This is a genomic window from Acinetobacter sp. TTH0-4, assembly GCF_015602665.1.
Lineage (GTDB): Bacteria > Pseudomonadota > Gammaproteobacteria > Pseudomonadales > Moraxellaceae > Acinetobacter > Acinetobacter albensis.
In genome coordinates this window covers 2,920,430-2,944,986 of the sequence record NZ_CP059079.1, presented here as the reverse complement: position 1 = coordinate 2,944,986, position 24,557 = coordinate 2,920,430, and the positions used below count along the sequence as shown (strand labels likewise).

The window sequence follows — 24,557 nt, the reverse complement described above, 5'->3', positions numbered from 1 at the left end:
GTGAAACCCCTATTCAGTCCATTGTACATAATAAAAAATTACCAAGCCCGACTAAGCGGGTCGCCATTCTATCGAAGTTATCCACATCTGTCATGGCAAAAATAAGAAAATGTCAGTTAAAAATTAAAACCCCCCATTTAAATTTAAATTCAAAACAGGTGTGGATAAGATTATCCGCAAGGTGTGGATAAAATATACCATAAAGTTATCCACAAATTAACCACTCCATAGAAACATAGATATTCACAACCTAAATATATGTTTTATATTTTAAAAAACTACTTTTACACAGAAAAATAGCTCCCTAACAGTAATAAACTTAAATTTATAAATTTGAATTTATTTATTAAGTAAGTCTTCAAATGAGGATAACTCTAAAATAGTTTAAATTTAAATTCAAAAAACTAAAGCAGGGATGATTAAATTTAAACACTGTGGATAATGTTGTGAATAATTCTGTTTATAACTCACGATATTATATTAATCAATTATTTGTATTGTGTATAAAATTAATAATATTGTCATAAAAATAAAAACAACCGTTTGAATAAAAGTATTTAAAAATTGCTTATTTTGAAAGAATACTTGTTTTTCATTGACAGCTTATCGTTTGACCACTAAAATCGCGAACCTTCATATAAGATCATTTTTGGAGTTTCAATATGAAACGTACATTTCAACCATCTGAATTAAAGCGCAAGCGCGTTCATGGTTTCCGTGCTCGTATGGCTACTAAAGCTGGTCGCCAAGTATTAGCTCGCCGCCGTGCAAAAGGTCGTCATAGCTTAACTGTTTAATTAGTTAAGCTATTACGATTTTGGGTGTTATGACACTTTATGGCTTCAGCACAAACGTACGTATACGTTGTGCTGCCGATTATAAAAGTGTGTTTGATGGTGCGCTTTTTAAAGTGCATCAACCCCATTTCTTATTTCTTGCAAAATGTTCCGAACAGCCTTCAAGCCGTTTGGGAATTGTTGTTGCCAAGAAAAAAGTGCGTCGTGCGCATGAAAGAAATCGAGTAAAACGTCTTGCTCGCGAAAGTTTTCGCCTGCATCAACAGCAGTTAGACTTATTAGATATTGTGGTCATGCCTAAAATAGGGATTGAAGCAGTACCTAATGCAGAATTGCAGCAGCAATTACAATTTGCTTGGCAGAAATTGCAACGCCTTGCCAAAAAGCATAACAAGATAGCTCCCTCCCCACAAAAGTAGAGAAGGCCAATGGTACGTTTACTGCATTGGTTGATTCGATTCTATCAGATCGCGATTAGTCCTTTATTGGGACCCCGCTGTCGTTATATTCCAACATGTTCTCAATACTCTTTAGACGCAGTCCATTCTTATGGTGCTGTACGTGGTGTGTGGTTAGCTACTCGACGTATTTGTCGTTGTCATCCTTGGGGTGGGTCGGGTTATGACCCTGTTCCTCAAAAGGCAATTCGTTTTATTTCATTTCAGCAAATAGATTCTCAAACGCTTCACGTTGTTGTACCCTTTCGTGATCGTTTATTGAACCGAAATCACTTTAACTACTTGGGATAATAGATATGCAACAATGGGCCAGGTTTGCAATTCTAGGGGCCATGTTTGTCGTCGCATATTTGCTTATTTTGGCTTGGCAAAAAGATTATGGTCATGCAGAAACTAAACCACAGCAAAATACCGCTGTTGTTTCGCATGAAGTATCTGCAGATTTGCCAAATGGTCAAACCGCTGCTACGACAGCATCTGACATGCCGCAAGCAAATATTGCTACTCAGCAAACTACAACAGATGCAACAGCACCTGTAAGTCAACAGCTTATTTCAGTACAAACTGACCTTTATCATCTTTGGATTAATCCTAAAGGGGGTGACATTGTTCGTATTGAATTATTGAACCATGATAAGAATAAAGACAGTGATCAACCTTTTGTCATGCTGGAAAGCGATGCAAAACGTACTTATGTTGCTCAGTCTGGTTTAATTGGTTTGAATGGGCCGGACAGTAACCGTAATGGTCGCCCAGTCTATGAGATTGAGAAATTAGCTTATACTTTGGCCGATGCCAAAGCGCAGCAAACCAAAGATGGTAAAGCGTTTAAAGTTTTATCTGTGCCAATGGTGTATAAAACTGCTGATGGCGTAGAAATTATTAAAACGTTCACCTTTAAACAAGGTGAATATCCGATTATTGTGAACCACAAAGTGGTTAACCGTAGTGGCCAAAATTGGCAAGGCCAGATGTTTGGTCAGATCAAACGTGATAATTCAGATGATCCGGGTAAATCAGACCAAGGAATTTTCACTCTGGGAACATTCCTAGGGGGTGCTTGGGGTACGCCTGAAGAACATTATAATAAGCTGAAATTTGCCAACTTCAATGAAGAAAAATTGAATGTAGAAGCAAAAGGTGGCTGGGTTGCTGTTGTGCAACATTATTTTGTAAGTGCATGGATTCCAGGTGATCTTAAGCTGACACAAGCTGGTGGTCAGCCATATAGTGCTAAATTGGAATCTCGTCAATCGACAGATAACATGAATATTATCGGTTTTACTTCGCCGATGATTAATGTACCTGCAGGTACTGCAGCTGAGTTAGACGCGACCTTCTATTCTGGTCCTAAAGTTCAATCTGAACTGAAAGATCTGGCGGTAGGTTTAAACCAAACCGTAGATTATGGTTGGTTATGGCCGATTGCTAAGTTATTGTTCCTCGGACTTCAGTTCTTCCATAACATTGTAGGCAACTGGGGTTGGTCAATTATCTTATTGACTGTATTAGTTAAACTGATTCTTTGGCCATTGTCGTCTAAGAGCTACCGCTCTATGGCGAAAATGCGTGTGATTGCCCCTGAAATGCAACGCATGAAAGAAGAATTCGGTGAAGATCGTATGCGTTTCTCTCAAGAAATGATGGCCCTGTATAAGCGCGAACAAGTCAATCCATTGTCTGGTTGCTTGCCACTGCTTTTACAAATGCCGATTTTCTTGGCCTTGTATTGGGTATTGATGGAGTCTGTTGAACTTCGTCATGCACCTTGGTTAGGTTGGATTCAAGATTTATCTGCGATGGATCCTTGGTTTATTCTGCCGTTATTGATGGGTTTGACTATGTTTATTCAGCAGTCATTGAATCCACAACCGGCTGATCCAATGCAGGCGAAAGTCTTCAAGCTGATGCCAATTATCTTTACTGTATTTATGTTGTTCTTCCCTGCAGGCTTGGTGTTGTACTGGATTGTCAATAACAGTATTACCATTTTACAGCAGAGTCTGATCAACAAGAGTGTTGAGAAGGATCGTGCGAAACGTGAAGTGGTTTAATTAACAACTGCTCGTGAAGTACTGAATAAATCCGCTTAAGATGGTAATCTTAGGCGGATTTTTCTTTGCTTATGATTTGGGATTTTTGAGGTGAATGTTATGCAAAACCGAACAACTACGATTGCTGCGATTGCAACGCCACCTGGCCGTGGCGGTGTGGGAGTAATTCGTTTGTCTGGTCCCAAATCTTATATAATTGCAGAAGCCTTAACTCAAAAAGCACTGCCTAAAGCACGTTTTGCTGGCTTTCGTCAGTTTTATGATGCTGCGGGTGAGGTAATGGATGAAGGTTTAGCGATTTGTTTTCCTAATCCTCATTCATTTACGGGTGAAGATGTTGTGGAATTACAAGGTCATGGCGGACCTGTCATTCAAAATGCATTACTGGCACGTTTACTAGAATTGGGTGCAATCGCAGCCAAGGCGGGTGAATTTTCTATGCGCGCTTTTGAAAATGGCAAACTTGATTTGGTTCAAGCGGAATCGATTGCTGACTTGATTGATGCAACCTCACAGGCGGCTGCTCGTTCTGCGGTGCGCTCGTTACAGGGTGTTTTTTCAACCAAAGTAAATAGTGTATTGGAGAAATTGATTCATTTACGTTTGCATGTTGAAGCAGCTATTGATTTTCCAGAAGAAGAAATAGATTTTTTAGCTGATGGTAAAATTTTGGCACTACTCCAAGACGTACAAAGTTCAGTAACTGCAGTACAGACATCTGCTCGTCAAGGGCAGCTTTTACGTGAAGGTTTACAGGTGGTAATTGCGGGAAAACCCAATGCGGGTAAATCTTCATTGTTAAATATGCTTGCAGGAAATGATCGTGCTATTGTCACGGATATAGCGGGTACAACGCGTGATGTATTGCATGAAAAAATTACACTAAATGGTTTGCCGATTACTCTTACTGATACTGCTGGCTTGCGTGAAACAGGGGATGTGGTAGAAAAAGAAGGGATTCGCCGTGCCATTAAAGAAATTGAACAAGCTGATTTATTATTGTTGGTGTATGACTTAACCCAAGGTGATAATCCTTTACGGTTGGCACAAAACTATTTTGCTGAGCATCTTGAGCCCAAGCGTTTAATGTTGATTGCCAACAAATGTGATTTGACGGGCACTGTTGCTGAAATTGGCGATTATCAGGGATTTCGTCATATTACAGTTTCTGCTAAGCAAGAAACTGGCGTTCAAGCGCTTGTAGATGCGATTACAGCACATGCAGGCTTCCAACCAGAAGAAGATACCTTTATAGCCCGAACACGTCATTTAGATGCAATGAAGCGCGCACAGCTATATCTTTTAGAGGCAAATGAGCAGTTAGTGGTATATCAGGCTGGAGAATTGGTAGCCGAGTCACTACGGTTGGCACAAAATGCTTTGGCAGAAATCACTGGTGAGTTTAGTGCAGATGATCTATTGGGGAAAATTTTTGGATCGTTCTGTATTGGGAAGTAATTTAAATAATGACTTAAATGCGAACCCTATTTGAGTAATGTTGAAAAAATAGCCTTAATTTATAAGGCTATTTATAAAAGTTCATTTAATCAGCAATCAGATGAACTTTCTTATGCCACATCAAAAGACTTAAGCACAATAAGCCAATCACAATACAAAATCCTAAAATTCCGAAGGTTAAGCCAAAATGATCAGCAAGATAACCCACTGCAACAATAGGAACAATAGTACCTAAATATCCAATGAATAAATAAGTCGACATGATCGCGGCCCGATTGTCTATTGATGTCATTTTATGAATTAAACCAAATGCACCCATTAATCCAAATCCATGGCCGATACCCACAAAAATATCACTGAAGAAGAATAAGCTACTCCACTGCATGGTCATACACAGCGCCAATAAGACCAGACTCATGGTCAGGGTAATTAAACCATAATTTAAACATTTTTCCGCAGCCAATGATTTGGCGAAAAATTGTACTATTGCGGAAATAAATAAAATACTCGAAATGGCAGCCCCACTTACGAAAGGTCCATGCCAAGGAATTAAATCTTTAACAAATGAAGGCGATAAAGAAGCAAATAGGCCAAACACGCCAAAGGCACAAAAAGCAGTTAATCCTGCAATAAAGAATTCAGATTTGTATTGAGGTGCTGGAATTTCTAAATGTGGTGCTATCGAAAATGGCTGAGGTTTAAATTGAGGAGTCTTGACGCGATATAAACCGAAAAAACATAAAATTGCAGCTACAATAATGGGTAAATAGGGCGTAACTAAAGGTTCATAAGAAAATTGTGCAATTAATCCGCCGATAAAAGGCCCTAAGCCGAAACCAATCACGGTAATAATAGAACTTAATTGAGGTGCATTTTTTTTATGGCTATCTGGAATGGTGGTGATTAAGCCAAGCATTGCAGAGGTGCTGATGAGTCCAGAGGCAATCCCAATAATAAACCGCCCTAGACCGAGCCAAAGTGCATTAGAGGCTATAGCAGATAACAGCAACCCGATGACTACAAAAACAATCCCAATTTGCAGGGTGCGTAAAAATCCAACACTATTACTGGTTCGCCCTAGAAACAACAAGGTTGCCAAACAACCGAACATGTAAGCCACAAAAATATAAGTAATATGGCTAGGTAAAAGATGCCACAGTTCTTGATAAATCGGATATAAAGGACTGGCCAGAGCCGTGCCGATCGTACCAATACATAGTGCCAGGCTCACCATTAAAAAGGGTCGCCATGATTGCTGACTCATCATGTAAGCTCACAGAAAGATTCACCATTTGGTCAAAAAATGAATACTTTTAGAGGAAAGGGAGAATCATAGAGTAATTCTTTGAGCGTGCTATCGTCAATTTATAACATGTAAATATTACAGTGGTAAGTTTTTAATAATTCTGAAAAATTTAATCTTTTATCCAAAATTTAATTCGCTTTCAGAGTCAAGTAAAAGGGTTGGAAAATATCTTGCAGAAATGAGGCTATCTGTCAGTGTATTAAGCCATCATATTTTATTCCCATTTTGATAAATCTGGGCTGTATCACTGAACAATGAATAAAAATAATCCACGATGAAAAATTTTAGATGTTCCACGTGAAACTTTAACAGATAAATATGTGGTTTTTCGGTAATCAGTTCTTAAAATAACGCCTTTAAAAATTAAATTTTCAGTAGAATTGGCTGCAATATTTATAAGTGATATTTAACATGATTAAAAAAACATGGTTATTCGTCTTAGTCAGTGTTATCTCAAGTTTAAGTTGGGCAGATGTGAATACGGTGAAAACCAATTTGACTCAACTACATCCAAAACTGAAGATTGAAAATATTCAAACCACTGAAATGAAAGGTATCTATAGTGGATTGATGGATAATCAAGTGGTTTATATGGGCGAAGATGCGCAGCATATCCTGATTGGTTCTATGTTTCGCCTCAGTGATCAAAAAAATATCACCAAAGATTTAGTGCTTAAACAAAACAGTATTGATTGGAAAAAATTGCCTTTACAAGATGCTGTGAAAATAGTGCGAGGTAATGGGAAACGCCAGATTGCAGTCTTTTCTGATCCAAATTGTCCGTATTGTAAACAGCTTGAGACTGAATTAAATAAATTAAACAACGTCACTATTTATACTTTTATTTATCCGATCAAAACACAATCGGTTGCAATATCAAAACAGATTTTTTGTGAGTCAGATCCTGCTTTAGCTTGGTCAAATTTAATAGGCAAAGGGATTCAACCCCGTTCAATAAAAGCATGTGCCAATCCCGTTGAACGTAATTTAAATCTAGGAAAATCTTTAGGTTTAAACGGTACACCCACGATTATTTTTTCAAATGGCTTTAAAGCGATGGGTGCCTACCCTGCTTTAGAAATAGAGAAAATTTGGAAAGAACTGGGTTTATAAAGTATTGCAGTTTCTACAAAATAAATATCAAATAAAAAGCACCTTATTGAAAGGTGCTTTTATTTCAATTGAATATTGATTGGTTAAACACGAGATTTTTTGGTCATTAAATTATAGATAAACAGAATAATAATGGCGCCAATCACTGATGCGATGAATCCAGCTGCAGAGTTTTGGTCGTAGAGTCCGAGCAACCTACCTGCATAAGTGGCCAGTAAAGAACCTGCAATACCTAATAATGTGGTCACAATAAATCCAGATTTATCATTACCAGGATGAATGGCACGCGCGATTAAACCCGCAATAAAACCTACTACGATGGCAACGATTAGTGTCCACATAAGTGTTCTCCATTTATCTTTTGTTTATATATTTTCATCAAGATTTAAAAGTAATCATTCATGATTTATGACAAAACGAATAGATGAATCATGCTAATAACTGTTGTTTTTTTGTTCTTAGAGAAGTTTGGCTAATAAAAAAGTGGCTATCAGCCACTTTAAAATTGAGAAAAATTTTATAGACCGATTTCACCAATAAAAGGTAGGTGACGATATTTCTGGTCATAGTCTAATCCATAACCCACAATGAATTTATCTGCAACTTCAAAGCCTAAAAAATTGACCTTAAGTTCAATTTCACGGCGTGAAGGTTTGCTGACTAAAGTACAAAGTTCAATAGAGTTTGGTTGGCGAGTTTCAAGTATTTCTAAAACCTTGCTGAGGGTATTACCTGAGTCAATAATATCTTCAATAATCAGCACATCTTTGCCACGAATCTCACCATCCAAATCTTTCAAAATTTTAACATCACGGCTTGAAACTATACCCCCACCATAACTTGATACAGTCATAAAATCGAGTTCATGCGGCTTGCTGATGACACGACATAAATCTGCCATAAAAATCACAGAACCACGAAGTAAACCAATCAAAACAAGTTCTTTGTCACTATGGGCATAGTGAGCATCAATTTTTGCGCCAAGCTCTTTGACTTTGGCTTGAATTTCTTCAGCCGAAATCATTACGCTCATTTGAACGGTCATGGGTAGATACCTAAAAAAAATCAAAAAATAAAAAAGGTGTTGACCAGCAACACCTCAAAAGACATCTTAATTTTAATACATCTGGTCAATTGATGCACCTTTTTTGCTTTTCAAAATGTATCAACTCTGCGGAGCTGCACTATCGCGTTTAAGCACCAGCGTACAAATAATGGCGATGCCAATCAATACAAAAAACTTTTTAGCCGGTTGCTTATTGCTGTTATTTTTTGACATAAACCCGTTCTCCATAGACATAGGTGGCTTGAATATTACGATCATCGCCCATGGTCATCAGCGCAAATAATGCATCTTCAATACCTTGTGTACGTTGTTGGCGCAGCGTTTGTAGTGCTGTGGCATTTAAATCTAAAACAATAAAATCGGCTTCTTTACCCACATTAAAATTGCCCAATTTATCGTGTAGATCTAGAGCTTTGGCTCCACCTAGTGTCGCATGATACAAAGACTCAAAGGCTGAAAGTTTATTGCCCTGAAGTTGTTGGACTTTATAGGCTTCATTTAAGGTCTGGAGTTGACTAAATGACGTACCTGCTCCGATGTCTGTACCTAAGCCAACTTTCACCTGTTTTTCCCACGTTTTTTTCAGCGGAAATAAACCACTCCCTAAGAATAAATTCGAGGTTGGGCAGAAAGCGATTGCGGAATTAGTTTCATGCATGCAATCCCATTCTTGTTCTTCCAAATGAACACAATGCGCAAATACCGAGCGTTGGCCTGTTAAACCATAATGATGATAGACATCCAAATACCCTTTTTGTTCTGGAAATAATTCTTTCACCCAAGCAATTTCATTTTTATTTTCACTTAAATGGGTATGAACATATACCTCGGGATATTCGGCTTTCAACTGCCCTGCTTTGACTAGTTGTTCAGGCGTTGATGTAGGTGCAAAACGCGGGGTAATTGCATAGAGATTGCGTCCTTTACCATGCCATTTTTCAATTAATTTTTTCGAGTCTTGATAGGCACTTTCTGGCGTGTCGCAAAGCTCTGCTGGTGCATGACGATCCATCATCACTTTGCCTGCAATTAAACGCATTTGGTGCTGTTCTGCTGCTTCAAATAAGGCATCAACCGATGCGGTGTGGACGCTACAAAACACTAAAGCAGTGGTGGTGCCATTTTTAAGCAGTTCATGAACAAAAAATTGTGCGATTTGGTCGGCATAGGCTTTATCTTTAAACTGTAACTCAGTCGGAAAAGTATAGGTATTTAACCATTCCAAAAGTTGTTCGCCATATGCACCGACCATTTCTGTTTGGGGAAAATGGATATGGGTATCAATAAATCCAGGGACAATCAACTGTTCAGGATAGTGTTTAAAAATCACGTCTTTATTCAGTAAAGCTTGCCCTTCTTGCCATGTGCCAAACCATGTGATTTTTCCATCGACGGTGATGAGTAAACCATCTTCAATGTAACGTACCGCTTGTGCAATATCGGAGGCTTGAGAAACACTGTGCTGAATATCGAGAAAGCGACCACGAACGGCGTGTTGAGCTTGAATGGGAGACATACAATACCTTTAACTTTTCATTTTTTCGATTGATTGTACCTGAATGTATGGTTTTAAACAGTATTCACTTGATTTGTGGGCAAGCGATTGGAGTGAAGACATGATGATAAAGAATGAGATACATTAATTTTTAGCATAGAGTATTTGAGTGTGCGCCAACACTGTGCAGTTGGATCAAAAATTGGCTTTTTTTATTTGTTTAAGCAAGAATTTTGCCAATTTTTTGTTGTAGGCTTAAATCATTGATTTGAGTGAAGACTATATTGCCATTCAATATTTTCAGTTACGTTTTATTGATTCAATAAAAAAGCCTTTCACCTAAAGATGAAAGGCTTCCTATGCTATTGAATTATTAAAGCTGCTCTTGCTTCTTATTATAACGAACGGATAACCAAGCAGTAATCGCCAATACGATGACAATAAAGCCTAAAGAGATCCAAATTGGCATATGGAATACGTCTAACATCAACATTTTGAAACCAATGAAGAGCAAGATAATACCTAAGCCATAAGGCAGATAATGCATTTTAGACGCTGCACCTGCCAGTAAGAAGAACATCGCACGTAAACCCAAAATTGCCATCAAGTTTGCAGTTAACACGATAAATGGATCGGAAGTTACAGCAAAAATGGCAGGAATTGAATCAACAGCGAAAATGACATCCGACGCTTCGACTAAAATTAGCACCAAAAATAACGGCGTTGCCCACAATAGCCCATTTTGACGAACAAAGAATTTTTCTCCTTCAAGCTGTGGGGTAATACGCATATGTTTACGTAACCATTTCAGCAACGGCATTTCTTCAATATTGGGATCTTCTTCATGACCGCGAAGAAATTTATAACCGGTATAGACCAGAAAAGCACCGAAGATATAAAGTACCCAAGAGAATTCTTGAACGAACCATGCACCAATAAAAATGAATAAAGTACGAAGTACAATTGCACCCAATACACCGTAGAGTAAAATTTTACGCTGTAATGCAGGGGGAATTGCAAAGGCTGCAAAAATCATTAACCAGACAAACACGTTATCAATAGCCAGTGATTTTTCGAGTAAATAACCCGCAATATATTCCATGGTTTTTTGGTTGGCTAATACAACACCAGCGGTTTGCTGTAAATACAGCCATAAGCCACCTGCAAATAGCATTGCAACACTGACCCAAGCAATGCTCCAGTAGGCTGCCGTTTTAATTTGGACAGGTTGGCCTTCTTTTTGTTTAAAGCCTATAAAGTCGATAATCAGCATGACTGCCACAATCGCAAAAAATGCTAAATACAACCCAGGGTTGCCGATGGTTTCCATAAAAATCTCCACATCGGGCAAATGGATTCGGCATAAAAAAACCTTGACCAGTTGCCAGATGAATTAAACATCTGTTTCAACATGATCAAGGTCTTGCCTACATCTAAATACGTATATTGCGTATTTTAGATGCTCAGATACCGACTTTTTTCAAAGTGTAATGACGATAGTCTGACACCTAAGTTTCAACAGATTTTAAGTTGTTAAAAAGCTTAGGTTTGGAGGAGGCTACTCCCCTTGTTCAACTCAATTTTGTTTTGGATTAAATCCAAATGTGGTTGAAGAATCGCATATTTATGAGCATTGTGCAAATTTTATCTTATTTTTTATGTACCCATAAAGTCCTTGCGTGTGACCAATACCAACGCAAATAAGGTGGCAATCACGGCAAGCAAGCCGCCCACTATACCAATATAACTTAAACCAAAATGAGCTGTGACCATGCCACCCAATAGAGCACCACCACCAATGCCAACATTATAAAGCCCTGAATAAATGGCCATGGCGACATCGGTTGCATCTGAAGCCAGACTTAATGTTTTGGCTTGCAAGGCTAAACTCATGGCAATAATCCCCATTCCCCAAAATGAACTGATCAAATATAAATGGCTCATACCTTGTGCTAAAGGGAGTAACAGCAACATTGAAATGGCCAGACAGAAGGCAGCTAAAGGAATGGCAACTTTAGGATGCCGTGGACCAAATTTTCCAAATAAGTAAGAACCTAAAAAGCCTGCGCCGCCGTAAATCAGTAATAAGCTGGTGGTTTGTGCAGAGCTAAAATGGGCGATATTTAAACTGAAGGGCTCAATATAACTATAAGCCGTAAATTGTGCGGTAATAATAATCACCGTAAGTATAAATACCAGCACCAAGCTTGGGCGTTTGAATAAAACACCAATACTTTTTATAGAGCCTGAATTGATACTGGGAAGTTTGGGTAGTAGGTTGGCTAAAATAATACAAATGATGGCGGCACCGAGTGCAATTAGAGCAAAAGTATTGCGCCAGCCATAAGCTTCTCCAATCATACGCCCAAATGGAATGCCCAAGACCATGGCCAAAGCTGTACCTGTCGCCAATAAGCCGAGGGCTTGAAATTCTTTGCCTTTAGGCGCGACCCTGACTGCTAAAGAGGCGGTAATTGACCAAAATAATGCATGTGCAAACGCAATCCCAATTCGGCTGATTAATAAAACATTAAAATTCCAGGCAAAGTAAGACAAGCCATGACTGACAATAAAAACACTGAACAGTGCAATGAGTAAAAAACGCCGTTCAATATTACGAGTGATTAACATCAACGGCAGAGAAATAGGAGCGACAACCCAAGCATACAGCGTGATCATGAGACCCACATCTGTCGCTTGCATATTAAAACTTTGTCCAATATCACTGAGTAATGCCACAGGGATAAATTCAGTGGTATTAAAAATAAATGCAGCAAAGGCTAAGCCAATCACACACATCCATTGCCGCGTTGGATTGGATAATGGTTCGGGAGATAAGGATGACATGGTCAGATAATTTACAAAAGAATGCTAAAGTTTAGGCTTAAACATGTCATTTGTTAAGTTTAAAAATAAAGACGAAAAAATGCTTTTGAATCATCGTTAGCTAACAGTGGTCAGTAACATAAACAAAAATGAATACGATATAGGTTTAGTTTTTTAAAAATGAAGCAGCAAAAAGAGGTTTTAAAAGAAGATATATTTAACGTATTCTGAATGAGGTAAAAGTGAATCAGATTAAGGAGAATTTATGCAATTCCAACATCAAGCTAATCAACACAAAGGCGAATTTTTTACTTTTGATGAGACAGGTAAGCGTATTGCAGAAATCAGTTATGTTTGGCGTAATGAACATACCATTATTGCAGATCATACTTGGGTGGACGATTCTTTACGTGGCCAAGGCGTAGCACGTCAGTTACTCGATATATTGGTTGAATTTGCACGTGAAAAACATTTAAAAATTATTCCGACCTGTTCTTATGTCGATGTGATGTTTAAACGTGATCAAAGTTTGGCGGATGTAGTCGCTTAAACACAAACCTGAACTCATTTGGATAAAGCGGGCGGATCAAAAATATAGTGTTCTCAAGCAATATTACATTCCCAATATCTGATTTAAAGAATTTAAGCTTTGAGCTGAATGTCCTCAAATTAAGAAGTTGATGGAAAATGCTGAAATGATCTAGAAAAACAAAGGCATTTTATTGACCTTTAAAAAACCCGCATGATTTTGATAAAAAAGCCCGCTTTCGCGGGCTTTTATAAAAATAAATTAGGCTTTTAACGCGGCAATCAATTTTTGATGTAAACCACCAAAGCCGCCATTTGACATGATGACTACCGCATCGCCCTCACCTGCTTCAGCCACAATCTGATGAAGAATCTCATCTAGAGTACGTACAATAATGGCTTTGTTAGATGCCGCATCAATAACAGGCTGTAAATCCCAGTCTAAACCTTCTGGCTGATACCAAATCACCTCATCTGCCAAACGCGCAGAATGTGCAAGTCCATCTTTATGACTGCCCATACGCATCGTATTGGAACGAGGCTCAATAATCGCCCAAAGTTTGCGTTCACCTAAGCGTTTACGGGCACCGTCTAAAGTCGTTTCAATGGCTGTGGGATGGTGAGCAAAGTCATCATAAACTTCTATACCTTTCACCGTACCTAATAATTCCATACGGCGCTTGACTCCGCCAAAGTTTGAAAGTGCTTCACATGCAGTTCCAATCGCAACACCGACATGCTCTGCCGCGGCAATGGTTGCTAAAGCATTCGCAACGCTGTGCTGTCCAGTCATATTCCACTTAACTTCGCCTTTTAATATCCCATTTTCAAGCACTTTAAAATGTGAGCCATCAGCGCTCAATTGCTCGGCTGAAAGTACCGCTTGTGGATGGGCTTCTAAACTTGTTCGAACCACAGGTGTCCAACAGCCTTGTTCTAGAACTTCATCAATATGGGTTTCAGTGATCGGTGCAATAATACGGCCTTCACTTGGAATAGTACGCACCAAATGATGGAATTGTTTTTGGATAGCAGCCAAATCATCAAAGATATCGGCATGATCAAATTCCAGATTATTCAAAATAGCCGTTTTAGGGTGGTAATGTACAAACTTGGAACGCTTATCAAAGAATGCAGAATCGTATTCATCGGCTTCTACACAAAAATATTGTCCACCTCCTAAACGTGCACTTTCGCTAAAACCCAGTGGTACGCCACCAATCAAGAACCCCGGATTTAAACCCGCTTGATCGAGCACCCATGCCAACATTGTGGTTGTTGTGGTTTTACCATGAGTCCCTGCCACACCTAAAACGTGTTTACCTTGCAGTACATAATCTGCTAAAAATTGTGGACCTGAAATATAGGCTAAACCTTCATTCAGCATATATTCAATGGCATCAATACCACGTTTCATGGCATTCCCCACAATCACTAAATCTGGATGGGGTTGTAAATGACTACGATCATAACCTTGCATTAAGGTAATGCCTGCATTTTCCAATTGGGTTGACATCGGTGGATAGACGTTTGCATCTGAACCCGTCACGGTATGTCCTAAATCTCGTGCTAATAATGCAAGCGAACCCATAAAAGTGCCGCAAATACCCAAAATATGCAGATGCATTGATTTTAACTCCACTATTATTTTGACACATCACATATTCAGGCGTGCTGTTGTCATGATTTATTCGATTTGGAAGCAACGATATCAAGGGTTTTACCGAAAAGATAGTCTTTCTTGTATCTTATTCATTGCAATCTAGACAGCGGTTATATTGGAATATATTTTTATTTTTAAGCAGAAATATGAAGTGAAATAACATACTTTTTAGAGTGAAAAACGTAAAATATAAAGTCTTGCCCTTGATCTATCTGCCATGCTATTTCCCTTATTGTTATTGATTTTTGCTAACTGTTTTATGACACTTGCATGGTACGGTCATTTAAAATTTTTACCTCATGATGCGCCACTTTGGCAAGCGATTCTATTGAGTTGGGTCATTGCCCTATTTGAATACAGTTTAATGATCCCTGCCACTAGACTTTTAGCACAACAAGGTTGGGCAGTTGGGCAAATGAAAATTACCCAAGAAGTGGTGACTTTACTGGTTTTTATTCCTTTTATGCTTTTGATGTTCAAGCAACCGTTTAAATTGGATTATATTTGGGCAGGTTTGTGTCTTTTAGGCTGCGTCTATTTTGTGTTTAGAAGCCAGTAAAATTTAAGCTGATAAAAACTAGATATAGTTTGTACAACAGAATCTTTTCAATGGTTATTCAATTCTGGAAATAAATTGGGTTCGACTGAGTTTTATTGGGGAAAAGTAAGCATAGGCATGCTATACGCAAAAATCATTAAATAGGCCGAAAATTCTATCAATTACAGAAACTTTGCTTATTCAGTACATTCTTGGCTTATGCTACAAAATTACTCTATTGATTGCTCAGTTTACGAATAACATTCCTAAGCATCAATTTAGTTTTAGTTTTTGAAATCAATTTATTTATTATTTTTCTAAAAATAGCGAAAATATCGCGCTACACGAACTGTTAAATTTTGGCGAGACGAATTTTCAGTCTATAATAGCGGGCTTGTAATTCATTTAAAGCTTGGCATGGGTCAAGATTTTTCCTTCCTTACATTCGTTTATGGAATATTTGCAATGAATACGGCTGCTGCACAAAACACACCTCTCGTTGGAATTATCATGGGTTCTCAATCTGATTGGGCAACTTTAGAACATACCGCCAATATGCTGAAACAGCTGGGCGTGCCATTTGAAGCGGAAGTGGTTTCTGCACACCGTACACCTGATCGTTTATTTGAATATGCCGAAACAGCGCGTGATCGTGGTATTCAGGTGATTATTGCGGGTGCTGGTGGTGCAGCACATTTACCAGGGATGTGCGCAGCAAAAACCGATTTACCCGTTTTAGGCGTACCCGTAAAATCTTCGATTTTAAATGGTGTAGATTCATTGCTTTCAATTGTACAAATGCCAGCGGGTATTGCAGTCGGAACATTGGCGATTGGCCCTGCGGGTGCAACCAATGCTGCCATTATGGCAGCTCAAATCTTGGGGTTAACCCGTCCTGAGATTGCCCAAAATGTGACAGCATTTCGTGCTGCACAAACAGATAAAGTCGCCAGTAACAATATCCCAGGTCAAGCTTAAAACGAGACATATATTATGGATAAGACCATCGGTATTTTTGGAGGAGGTCAGCTTGGCCGTATGATGGCACAAGCTGCCCTTCCCCTAAATATTCAATGTACTTTCTTTGAAGCGAATGCAGATTGTCCATCGGTTGCATTGGGTCAGGTCATTTCTCCTAAAGCTGAAAATGGATTAAATCAGTTTATTCAAAGTGCAGATGTTTTTAGCCTTGAGTTTGAAAATACGCCTCTTGCAGATGTTGATGTACTCACCAAACAAAAAGAATTATATCCATCGCGTCAGGCTTTGGCGATTGCCCAAAACCGCTTGCTTGAAAAAGCATTATTTGATGAGCTCGGTATTCCTGTTGCACCGTATAAAGCGGTCAATTCTTTAGAAAGTTTAGAACAAGCCGTGACAGAACTGGGTTTACCGATTGTCCTGAAAACTACCACAGGTGGTTATGATGGCAAAGGTCAGTTTGTAGTGCGTAGCAGCAATCAAATGCAGCAAGCATGGCTCGAACTTGGGCCAGCAGGTTCGCTTGTTGCGGAAAGTTTTGTGAATTTTTCGCGTGAAGTGTCCATTATTGCGGTGCGTGGGCAAAATGGTGAAGTTAAAACTTGGTCATTGGCTGAAAATCATCATCACAATGGTATTTTATCGCATTCGATTGTACCGGCACCAAAAAGCTTAGATTTACAACCGGTTGCGCAAGATTATATTACTCGCCTACTCAATCATTTAAATTATGTCGGTGTGCTGACTTTAGAGTTATTCGTCACAGATAAAGGCCTATTTGCCAATGAAATGGCACCCCGCGTGCACAATTCAGGACATTGGTCGATTGAAGGTGCGGTATGTTCACAGTTTGAAAATCACATTCGTGCGGTTGCTGGTTTACCTTTAGGTTCAACGGATGTGATTCGTCCAAGTGTGATGGTCAATATTATTGGTCAGCATCCAAAAACGGAAGATATCTTGGCACTGAATGGCGCACACTTACATCTGTATAATAAAACGGAGCGTGAAGGTCGTAAAATTGGTCATATTACGCTGCTTCCAAATGACAGCATCGAATTGACCCGTTTATGTCGTCAATTGGCAAAAATTTTGCCTCAACCTTTAGCATTGACTCAAGATATGAACATTTAATCCTGAGATTGAATACAAAAAAAGCGTTCATGTTTATGAGCGCTTTTTTTAGGTCTGAAGTTCGGGCATGATTGCGCCCTTTTTAAGAGAAAGCATCATGGATCGGGGCAGAATAAAAAAATAGGCGATGTAAGTTAAGCTCTTATATTAAAAATATAATCATTCAAAATTTTTGCGGTGTTCTTACATTACTGGAAACTAACCAGCATAGCTTTTAAATTCAAATCATTAAAAATGAATTCAAAGTTTATGAATTTAAACAGCAGGGTTTATTTTTGAATTTAAAAATATGAATTCAAAGTGTTTTGGAGAATATGAATTTAAACTTTTAAATTTAAAAATACAGTTTTGAATTTAAATTTTTACTTATTTAAAGATATGAAAACAAAGATAATAAACTTATCCACAGATGTTTGGATTTAAAAAGAATCTTTTAAATTTAAAGCAATAAATTTAAATTCATATATTGAGTATCTTTGAATTTAAAATTTTTAAAAATATGAATTATGGATAAGTTTTTAAATTCAAAAACAGAATATGAATTTAAAATGAAGGAAAATGAATTTAAATTTACGATTTGATTCAGAAATTATGAAAGGTTGATGGTATGGTAAAAACATAATTTAAATTCAAATGTTGTAAAGGATATGATGATTCGCTTAGCTTCTGTTTTAGGTTCAGTTTTTCTTGCAATGACTCAAGCCCATGCTGAGCTGATTATTAATGGCCAACCAGCAAGTTCTAATCTTTCTCCAGCACCGAGTTTTTCTGCACAAAATAATTTTCAGCAATGCATTGCAAATTTGCGTTCTCAGGCAATCGCCTCAGGGGTAAATGGTTCGACATATGATCGTTATACCCAAAACTTAATGCCTGATTATTCAGTGATTGATAAATTGAATTATCAACCTGAGTTTTCTACACCTATTTGGGATTATTTGTCTGGTTTGGTTGATGAGGAACGGGTACAGCTGGGGCAGCAAAAACTATCTCAACATCGGGATGTACTCAATCGCGTTGCATCTGTATATGGAGTGCCTGCTGAAAAAGTGGTGGCTGTTTGGGGTGTTGAAAGTAATTTTGGTGGAATTTCGGGAAGTTATCCTTTATTGCAGGCTTTGGGTACTTTAAGTTGTGAGGGGCGTCGTCAAAGTTATTTTCGTGGCGAGTTTTTTGCCACCATGCGAATTTTACAACGCGGTGATTTAAGTGAATCTCAAATGAAAGGTTCTTGGGCGGGTGCGTTTGGTCATACCCAATTTATGCCATCTACTTATGAAGAGCTTGCCGTTGACTTTGATGGCGATGGCCGTCGTGATTTGGTTTCGAGTACCTCAGATGCCTTGGCTTCTACTGCAAATTTCTTAAAAAAACGTGGTTGGCAAACAGGGCAACCTTGGGGCTTTGAGGTTCGAATTCCTGAGGCAATGTCAATAAATGGTGAAGGGCGTCGTAATAAAAAGTCTTTAAGTCATTGGATGAGCCGTGGTTTGGTTCGTGCGGATGGTGGTTCATTGATTCAAGCTGGTTTATCAAGCAGCAGTAATGCGGGATTAATGGCACCTGCGGGTGCAAATGGTCCTGTATTCTTGGTGTTTAAAAATTTCGATGCTATATATAGTTATAACGCTGCGGAAAGTTATGCTTTAGCGATTGCACATTTATCTGATCGTTTACAAGGCAAAGCGGGTTTTAGTAAGTCTTGGCCGACAGCAGATGCGGGAACCTCAAGAGCAGAGCGCCGTGAAATTCAGCAATTTTTAATTAATCGTGGTTATGACATTGGTGCAGTGGATGGTTTAATTGGTGATAAAAGTCGTCAAGCTATTCGTCAAGAGCAAACCCGTTTGGGTTTAAGTTCGACAGGACGTGCAGGACAACAAATTTTAAGTGTTATTCGCAATGAAAATGCTAAAAATATGATGCAATAAATTTTTGATCATTAAAAAGGTCAGCTTGAAGCTGACCTTTTTATTTTGACTAATTTATTCTTATACAGCAGTCATTGTTCCCAAAATACGATATCCAGATGCACCTGTCACCGTAGGCAAGTTACCGCTCTGTTGGGTGATAAAACGCATGGCCAACCATGCAAATGCGGTCGCTTCTACCCAAATTGGTGCTAAACCTAAGACAGAGGTGGTTTGTACTGACCAATTGTGTTTGCGTAAGCGCCAACGTAATTGTTCAAGTAAATATGAATTATAGGCACCACCTCCACATACATAGACTTCACCTGTATCCATATTTGAGCGGTAAATCGCTTTTTTTATGGCGCGTGTGGTGAGTTTTAAGAGTGTTGCCTGAACATTTTCAGGTGTATCTTCTAATTCGTTATATTCAGTATCATTATGCCAGTCAGCTATTTGTTCATCGAGCCATTCTAAATTGAAGTCTTCACGACCTGTACTTTTTGGAGGTTCTTTGGAGAAATATTCATGAGATTGTAAGCGGTCAAGTAAGCTGCGAATAGGTTGACCATAGGCAGCCCAATTGCCATTTTCATCATAAGGTTGTCCAGTATAACGATGGCACCAAGCATCCATTAAAATATTGGCAGGCCCGGTATCAAAACCAAATACACCTTCAGGATGGTTTGCAGGCAACATACTGACATTGGCAATACCACCCAGATTTAAAATGACGCGATGAATGCTGGAATGTTGAAATAAGGCTTGATGAAATGCAGGCACTAAAGGTGCACCTTGACCACCCGCAGCCATGTCGCGACGTCTAAAATCTGAAATCACAGGAATTTGAGTGATTTCGGTAATGATATTGGGGTCGCCAATTTGAAGGGTAAAGCCATGTTCAGGGCGGTGACGAATGGTTTGTCCATGCGAACCAATCGCTTTAATATGGTTACGATCTAAGTAATTCTTTTCAATCAGCTCATTAATCCCATGCCCAATCATTTGAGCCAAAGCAACATCTGCTTTACCCATACGATCAATTTCATTGTCATCTGGCAAAGTGAGCGCCATTAATTCATCACGTAAATCTAAATCAAAGGACAAGGTCAGAGTGGCGTGAAGCTGCAAAGGATCAAAGGAAGCAGCCACGATGTCAACGCCATCCATGCTGGTGCCGGTCATTACCCCAATATAGATCGCTGTCATGATGATAGTTAAGCCTGCATTGTGCTGAAAAAGTGTTAGTATATCGCACAAATTGTATAACAGATGTATTGGGTTTTGTGATGTCAAATTTCCTGCCGGCTGAAGAACAACTTGCCCTCATTCAACGAGGCACTCATGAAATTATTTCTGAAGAGGATCTGTTAAAGAAACTTAAAGAAAATCGCCCCTTAAAAATTAAAGCGGGCTTTGATCCAACAGCACCTGACCTGCATTTAGGTCACACTGTACTGATTAATAAGCTAAAAGTGTTCCAAGATTTGGGACATGAAGTGACGTTCTTGATTGGTGATTACACCGCCATGATTGGTGATCCAACAGGTAAAAGTGCAACGCGTCCACCCTTGTCGCGTGAACAAGTGTTGGGAAATGCCAAAACCTATCAAGAACAAGTCTTTAAAATTCTTGATCCAAATAAAACCAAAGTGCGTTTTAACTCTGAATGGTTTGCCGAAAAAACGGCTGCTGATCTGATTCAATTGGCTTCACAGCAAACGGTTGCCCGTATGCTTGAGCGTGATGACTTTACCAAGCGTTATAACAGTCATCAGCCGATTGCGATTCACGAATTCTTGTATCCATTGGTTCAAGGGTATGACTCAATTGCATTAGAGGCTGATGTAGAGCTTGGTGGTACAGACCAAACCTTCAACTTATTGATGGGTCGTACGCTACAAGGTCGTTATGATCAAGAAGCGCAAGTTTGTATTACAGTACCCATTCTCGAAGGTTTGGATGGCGTCAACAAGATGTCTAAATCTTTGGGTAACTATATTGGTGTCTTTGATGCACCGGGTGCAATGTACCAAAAAGTCCTTTCAATGCCAGATACCTTAATTGAGCGTTATTTCGATTTGCTCAGCTTCAAATCTGTTGAAGAGATTGAGGTGTTATTAAAAGAAGTCGCAGAAGGGCGTAACCCACAAGAAGTGAAGAAGATTCTGGCACTGGAGTTGGTGGAGCGTTTTCATGGCACACATGCGGCTGCCAATGCACACAAAGGTGCTGGGAATCTGATTACTGAAGGTGAACTTCCTGAAGGTACGCCAGAAGTGGTTATTTCACGGTCAGAATTTGGCGGTGAAATGTTTATTGCTTCTATTTTACGTACGGCTGGCTTAACCAAAAATGCAGCACAAGCCAAAGATGCCGTGGCTCGTGGCGCTGTAAAGGTAGATTGGGAAGTGGTGGATGCAAACTTTTCAGTTGCTGAGAATAAAACTTATATTATTCAAGCAGGCAAAAAAGCGATTGCGAAGGTTATTTTCATTGACTAAAAAAGCGTCAAATTGTTGAAATAAAAGCAGACCTCGGTCTGCTTTTATTTTTTATTTATATATCTGGATTATGAATAAGTAAATTCAGAAAAAGTCGTATAAAAACAAAGATTAAATTTTCCCAAAAAGCTTGTAATGTTATTTGTTTCTAGATAAGATTTATTCGCCACGCAGCGTGGATATAAGTTATGTGTGAAACACTCTATATTTTTAAGTTTTGTAGATAACTATAATAATGACAGCATGGATCGGTTAATGGTCTAACTCCGAGGGAGAGGTTTTGGGAGAGATCTCTTTCTTTTTTTCTATTTAAAATTGAGTAAATTTTAACTCAGCTTATTTTAAGCCAGTTTTTGGCATAATAAAGCCATATTCTCAGGTGATTGATCTCTTCTTTTTGAAATAATCAAGACAGAGCTTATGCAATTAAAAAACTAATCTGGGTTTGCGCGGATATTTTCAAATCAATTAGTAAAAGAATAAAAGTAAGCTCCCTTGTTTTTCTCTAAACGGTTTATAGGCTGGGATGAATTTCACAAATAAATCACATGATTTCGAAAGAAGAGTGGATTGATCGCTTTCTTTTTAAAAGCTTAAAATAACCACTTTGGCGATAAGCTTATTTTATGGCTTACAATTATGTGAAAAAGTCGAAGAGCTTCACAGCTAAAGTTCTTTTTTTAAAGAACTAGAAGTATTTCTATCTAGAAAAAATCGAATTCAACTAAGAAAAAATCAACTTCCTACTCAATAAAAGTATAAAAAATAGCTTAAAAATAGAGTTTTTGAGAGATTTGGTAGAAAAAATAAGCATACGTGAAAAATAAATCATTTTAGGGGTTGCGTGCTGTTATAAAGTGTATAGAATACGCTGCATCCCGACGAGATAGACGGAAAGTACGAAGCGCTAGATGCTGAGTTTTTAGGTTTATGTTGTTGAGCGACTTATTCTGACGAGGAATAAGAGAGATCATTAAGAGCTTATGAAGAACAACTTGTGTGGATTTTTACTGATTGATTGATCGAAATTATTTTCATTGATTAATGGTAGAAATTACTCGAAGTTTATTTGAGAAATATTTGTCAGAAAATTGATGAGCCAAGATTGGTGCCCTATAGGTACTAAGCAATATTAAACTGAAGAGTTTGATCATGGCTCAGATTGAACGCTGGCGGCAGGCTTAACACATGCAAGTCGAGCGGGGAAAAGTAGCTTGCTACTTAACTTAGCGGCGGACGGGTGAGTAATACTTAGGAATCTGCCTATTAGTGGGGGACAACATTTCGAAAGGAATGCTAATACCGCATACGTCCTACGGGAGAAAGCAGGGGATCACTTGTGACCTTGCGCTAATAGATGAGCCTAAGTCGGATTAGCTAGTTGGTGGGGTAAAGGCCTACCAAGGCGACGATCTGTAGCGGGTCTGAGAGGATGATCCGCCACACTGGGACTGAGACACGGCCCAGACTCCTACGGGAGGCAGCAGTGGGGAATATTGGACAATGGGGGGAACCCTGATCCAGCCATGCCGCGTGTGTGAAGAAGGCCTTTTGGTTGTAAAGCACTTTAAGCGAGGAGGAGGCTACTCTAGTTAATACCTAGGGATAGTGGACGTTACTCGCAGAATAAGCACCGGCTAACTCTGTGCCAGCAGCCGCGGTAATACAGAGGGTGCGAGCGTTAATCGGATTTACTGGGCGTAAAGCGTGCGTAGGTGGCCAATTAAGTCAAATGTGAAATCCCCGAGCTTAACTTGGGAATTGCATTCGATACTGGTTGGCTAGAGTATGGGAGAGGATGGTAGAATTCCAGGTGTAGCGGTGAAATGCGTAGAGATCTGGAGGAATACCGATGGCGAAGGCAGCCATCTGGCCTAATACTGACACTGAGGTACGAAAGCATGGGGAGCAAACAGGATTAGATACCCTGGTAGTCCATGCCGTAAACGATGTCTACTAGCCGTTGGGGTCTTTGAGACTTTAGTGGCGCAGCTAACGCGATAAGTAGACCGCCTGGGGAGTACGGTCGCAAGACTAAAACTCAAATGAATTGACGGGGGCCCGCACAAGCGGTGGAGCATGTGGTTTAATTCGATGCAACGCGAAGAACCTTACCTGGTCTTGACATAGTAAGAACTTTCCAGAGATGGATTGGTGCCTTCGGGAGCTTACATACAGGTGCTGCATGGCTGTCGTCAGCTCGTGTCGTGAGATGTTGGGTTAAGTCCCGCAACGAGCGCAACCCTTTTCCTTATTTGCCAGCGGGTTAAGCCGGGAACTTTAAGGATACTGCCAGTGACAAACTGGAGGAAGGCGGGGACGACGTCAAGTCATCATGGCCCTTACGACCAGGGCTACACACGTGCTACAATGGTCGGTACAAAGGGTTGCTACCTAGCGATAGGATGCTAATCTCAAAAAGCCGATCGTAGTCCGGATTGGAGTCTGCAACTCGACTCCATGAAGTCGGAATCGCTAGTAATCGCGGATCAGAATGCCGCGGTGAATACGTTCCCGGGCCTTGTACACACCGCCCGTCACACCATGGGAGTTTGTTGCACCAGAAGTAGGTAGTCTAACCGCAAGGAGGACGCTTACCACGGTGTGGCCGATGACTGGGGTGAAGTCGTAACAAGGTAGCCGTAGGGGAACCTGCGGCTGGATCACCTCCTTAACGAAAGATTGACGATTGGTAAGAATCCACAACAAGTTGTTCTTCATGATGT

General features: G+C 39.4%; 20 protein-coding genes and 1 rRNA gene. 13 read left to right on the top strand and 8 right to left on the bottom strand.

Annotated elements, in window-relative coordinates; translation table 11 throughout:
* Positions 1 to 662: 662 nt before the first annotated feature.
* The 5 genes from rpmH (at position 663) to mnmE (ending at position 4,767) form a co-directional block, all read left to right on the top strand.
* Positions 663 to 797: a 50S ribosomal protein L34 gene (gene rpmH, locus H0S58_RS13770; RefSeq protein ID WP_000831329.1), complete on the top strand. Its 135-nt coding sequence runs from the start codon at positions 663 to 665 to the stop codon at positions 795 to 797.
* 29 nt (positions 798 to 826) lie between these two features.
* A complete protein-coding gene (gene rnpA, locus H0S58_RS13765) occupies positions 827 to 1,216 on the top strand; it encodes a ribonuclease P protein component (RefSeq protein ID WP_053579165.1) in 390 nt (129 codons plus the stop codon).
* Positions 1,217 to 1,225: 9 nt separating this feature from the next.
* Positions 1,226 to 1,546 carry a membrane protein insertion efficiency factor YidD gene (yidD, locus tag H0S58_RS13760; RefSeq protein ID WP_195726802.1) on the top strand — a complete coding sequence of 107 codons (321 nt, stop codon included), beginning with the start codon at positions 1,226 to 1,228 and terminating at the stop codon, positions 1,544 to 1,546.
* A gap of 5 nt (positions 1,547 to 1,551) precedes the next feature.
* On the top strand, positions 1,552 to 3,309 hold the full coding sequence (yidC, locus tag H0S58_RS13755) for a membrane protein insertase YidC (protein ID WP_195726801.1): 1,758 nt from the start codon (positions 1,552 to 1,554) through the stop codon (positions 3,307 to 3,309).
* Between the two features lie 99 nt (positions 3,310 to 3,408).
* Positions 3,409 to 4,767 carry a tRNA uridine-5-carboxymethylaminomethyl(34) synthesis GTPase MnmE gene (gene mnmE / locus H0S58_RS13750; RefSeq protein ID WP_195726800.1) on the top strand — a complete coding sequence of 453 codons (1,359 nt, stop codon included), beginning with the start codon at positions 3,409 to 3,411 and terminating at the stop codon, positions 4,765 to 4,767.
* An 85-nt stretch (positions 4,768 to 4,852) separates the two neighbouring features.
* Here the strand turns inward: mnmE and H0S58_RS13745 are convergent, their stop codons facing one another.
* Positions 4,853 to 6,031 (bottom strand): MFS transporter, encoded by a 1,179-nt coding sequence (locus H0S58_RS13745; protein ID WP_195727628.1) that lies wholly within the window; start codon positions 6,029 to 6,031, stop codon positions 4,853 to 4,855.
* A 453-nt stretch (positions 6,032 to 6,484) separates the two neighbouring features.
* Here H0S58_RS13745 and H0S58_RS13740 point away from each other — a divergent pair, with 453 nt between their 5' ends.
* Entirely contained in the window at positions 6,485 to 7,186 is a 702-nt protein-coding gene (locus H0S58_RS13740; RefSeq protein WP_195726799.1) for a DsbC family protein, read from the top strand.
* 83 nt (positions 7,187 to 7,269) lie between these two features.
* Here the strand turns inward: H0S58_RS13740 and H0S58_RS13735 are convergent, their stop codons facing one another.
* The 5 genes from H0S58_RS13735 to H0S58_RS13715 all read right to left on the bottom strand — a co-directional run bounded on the left by H0S58_RS13735 (position 7,270) and on the right by H0S58_RS13715 (position 12,594).
* Positions 7,270 to 7,527, bottom strand: a complete 258-nt coding sequence (locus tag H0S58_RS13735) for a GlsB/YeaQ/YmgE family stress response membrane protein (RefSeq protein ID WP_053579171.1) — start codon at positions 7,525 to 7,527, stop codon at positions 7,270 to 7,272.
* 176 nt (positions 7,528 to 7,703) lie between these two features.
* Complete coding sequence (hpt, locus tag H0S58_RS13730) at positions 7,704 to 8,231, bottom strand: hypoxanthine phosphoribosyltransferase (RefSeq protein ID WP_092721140.1); 528 nt, start codon at positions 8,229 to 8,231, stop codon at positions 7,704 to 7,706.
* Positions 8,232 to 8,451: 220 nt separating this feature from the next.
* Positions 8,452 to 9,768, bottom strand: coding sequence for a guanine deaminase (gene guaD, locus H0S58_RS13725; protein WP_195726798.1), 1,317 nt, complete (start codon positions 9,766 to 9,768; stop codon positions 8,452 to 8,454).
* Between the two features lie 352 nt (positions 9,769 to 10,120).
* Positions 10,121 to 11,077, bottom strand: a complete 957-nt coding sequence (locus H0S58_RS13720) for a TerC family protein (protein WP_195726797.1) — start codon at positions 11,075 to 11,077, stop codon at positions 10,121 to 10,123.
* A gap of 326 nt (positions 11,078 to 11,403) precedes the next feature.
* Complete coding sequence (locus tag H0S58_RS13715) at positions 11,404 to 12,594, bottom strand: sugar transporter (RefSeq protein WP_195726796.1); 1,191 nt, start codon at positions 12,592 to 12,594, stop codon at positions 11,404 to 11,406.
* 244 nt (positions 12,595 to 12,838) lie between these two features.
* On the opposite strand from H0S58_RS13715, the gene H0S58_RS13710 reads away from it, so the two are divergent.
* The gene (locus H0S58_RS13710) at positions 12,839 to 13,123 is read left to right on the top strand and encodes a GNAT family N-acetyltransferase (protein ID WP_195726795.1); all 285 of its coding nucleotides are present in this window, start codon (positions 12,839 to 12,841) and stop codon (positions 13,121 to 13,123) included.
* A gap of 240 nt (positions 13,124 to 13,363) precedes the next feature.
* Here H0S58_RS13710 and mpl read toward each other — a convergent pair whose 3' ends face one another.
* A complete protein-coding gene (mpl, locus tag H0S58_RS13705; RefSeq protein WP_195726794.1) occupies positions 13,364 to 14,728 on the bottom strand; it encodes a UDP-N-acetylmuramate:L-alanyl-gamma-D-glutamyl-meso-diaminopimelate ligase in 1,365 nt (454 codons plus the stop codon).
* 253 nt (positions 14,729 to 14,981) lie between these two features.
* On the opposite strand from mpl, the gene H0S58_RS13700 reads away from it, so the two are divergent.
* The 4 genes from H0S58_RS13700 (at position 14,982) to H0S58_RS13685 (ending at position 19,348) form a co-directional block, all read left to right on the top strand.
* Positions 14,982 to 15,323: a DMT family protein gene (locus H0S58_RS13700; protein WP_053579178.1), complete on the top strand. Its 342-nt coding sequence runs from the start codon at positions 14,982 to 14,984 to the stop codon at positions 15,321 to 15,323.
* Between the two features lie 444 nt (positions 15,324 to 15,767).
* The gene (gene purE, locus H0S58_RS13695; RefSeq protein ID WP_193892076.1) at positions 15,768 to 16,280 is read left to right on the top strand and encodes a 5-(carboxyamino)imidazole ribonucleotide mutase; all 513 of its coding nucleotides are present in this window, start codon (positions 15,768 to 15,770) and stop codon (positions 16,278 to 16,280) included.
* A gap of 15 nt (positions 16,281 to 16,295) precedes the next feature.
* Complete coding sequence (locus tag H0S58_RS13690; protein ID WP_195726793.1) at positions 16,296 to 17,417, top strand: 5-(carboxyamino)imidazole ribonucleotide synthase; 1,122 nt, start codon at positions 16,296 to 16,298, stop codon at positions 17,415 to 17,417.
* 650 nt (positions 17,418 to 18,067) lie between these two features.
* Entirely contained in the window at positions 18,068 to 19,348 is a 1,281-nt protein-coding gene (locus H0S58_RS13685; protein ID WP_195727627.1) for a lytic murein transglycosylase, read from the top strand.
* 60 nt (positions 19,349 to 19,408) lie between these two features.
* Here the strand turns inward: H0S58_RS13685 and H0S58_RS13680 are convergent, their stop codons facing one another.
* The gene (locus tag H0S58_RS13680) at positions 19,409 to 20,536 is read right to left on the bottom strand and encodes an anhydro-N-acetylmuramic acid kinase (protein WP_195726792.1); all 1,128 of its coding nucleotides are present in this window, start codon (positions 20,534 to 20,536) and stop codon (positions 19,409 to 19,411) included.
* Positions 20,537 to 20,616: 80 nt separating this feature from the next.
* Between H0S58_RS13680 and tyrS the strand changes: the two genes are divergently transcribed.
* A complete protein-coding gene (gene tyrS / locus H0S58_RS13675) occupies positions 20,617 to 21,831 on the top strand; it encodes a tyrosine--tRNA ligase (RefSeq protein WP_195726791.1) in 1,215 nt (404 codons plus the stop codon).
* A gap of 1,134 nt (positions 21,832 to 22,965) precedes the next feature.
* Positions 22,966 to 24,505: ribosomal RNA gene (locus H0S58_RS13670) — 16S ribosomal RNA — on the top strand.
* The last annotated feature ends 52 nt before the right edge of the window (positions 24,506 to 24,557 follow it).

Excerpts from the sequence above, each read along its gene's own strand:
- rpmH (WP_000831329.1), top strand. The coding sequence starts at position 663 with ATGAAACGTACATTTCAACCATCTGAATTAAAGCGCAAGCGCGTTCAT.
- rnpA (WP_053579165.1), top strand. The coding sequence starts at position 827 with ATGACACTTTATGGCTTCAGCACAAACGTACGTATACGTTGTGCTGCC.
- yidD (WP_195726802.1), top strand. The coding sequence starts at position 1,226 with ATGGTACGTTTACTGCATTGGTTGATTCGATTCTATCAGATCGCGATT.
- yidC (WP_195726801.1), top strand. The coding sequence starts at position 1,552 with ATGCAACAATGGGCCAGGTTTGCAATTCTAGGGGCCATGTTTGTCGTC.
- mnmE (WP_195726800.1), top strand. The coding sequence starts at position 3,409 with ATGCAAAACCGAACAACTACGATTGCTGCGATTGCAACGCCACCTGGC.
- H0S58_RS13745 (WP_195727628.1), bottom strand. The coding sequence starts at position 6,031 with ATGAGTCAGCAATCATGGCGACCCTTTTTAATGGTGAGCCTGGCACTA.
- H0S58_RS13740 (WP_195726799.1), top strand. The coding sequence starts at position 6,485 with ATGATTAAAAAAACATGGTTATTCGTCTTAGTCAGTGTTATCTCAAGT.
- H0S58_RS13735 (WP_053579171.1), bottom strand. The coding sequence starts at position 7,527 with ATGTGGACACTAATCGTTGCCATCGTAGTAGGTTTTATTGCGGGTTTA.
- hpt (WP_092721140.1), bottom strand. The coding sequence starts at position 8,231 with ATGACCGTTCAAATGAGCGTAATGATTTCGGCTGAAGAAATTCAAGCC.
- guaD (WP_195726798.1), bottom strand. The coding sequence starts at position 9,768 with ATGTCTCCCATTCAAGCTCAACACGCCGTTCGTGGTCGCTTTCTCGAT.
- H0S58_RS13720 (WP_195726797.1), bottom strand. The coding sequence starts at position 11,077 with ATGGAAACCATCGGCAACCCTGGGTTGTATTTAGCATTTTTTGCGATT.
- H0S58_RS13715 (WP_195726796.1), bottom strand. The coding sequence starts at position 12,594 with ATGTCATCCTTATCTCCCGAACCATTATCCAATCCAACGCGGCAATGG.
- H0S58_RS13710 (WP_195726795.1), top strand. The coding sequence starts at position 12,839 with ATGCAATTCCAACATCAAGCTAATCAACACAAAGGCGAATTTTTTACT.
- mpl (WP_195726794.1), bottom strand. The coding sequence starts at position 14,728 with ATGCATCTGCATATTTTGGGTATTTGCGGCACTTTTATGGGTTCGCTT.
- H0S58_RS13700 (WP_053579178.1), top strand. The coding sequence starts at position 14,982 with ATGCTATTTCCCTTATTGTTATTGATTTTTGCTAACTGTTTTATGACA.
- purE (WP_193892076.1), top strand. The coding sequence starts at position 15,768 with ATGAATACGGCTGCTGCACAAAACACACCTCTCGTTGGAATTATCATG.
- H0S58_RS13690 (WP_195726793.1), top strand. The coding sequence starts at position 16,296 with ATGGATAAGACCATCGGTATTTTTGGAGGAGGTCAGCTTGGCCGTATG.
- H0S58_RS13685 (WP_195727627.1), top strand. The coding sequence starts at position 18,068 with ATGATTCGCTTAGCTTCTGTTTTAGGTTCAGTTTTTCTTGCAATGACT.
- H0S58_RS13680 (WP_195726792.1), bottom strand. The coding sequence starts at position 20,536 with ATGACAGCGATCTATATTGGGGTAATGACCGGCACCAGCATGGATGGC.
- tyrS (WP_195726791.1), top strand. The coding sequence starts at position 20,617 with ATGTCAAATTTCCTGCCGGCTGAAGAACAACTTGCCCTCATTCAACGA.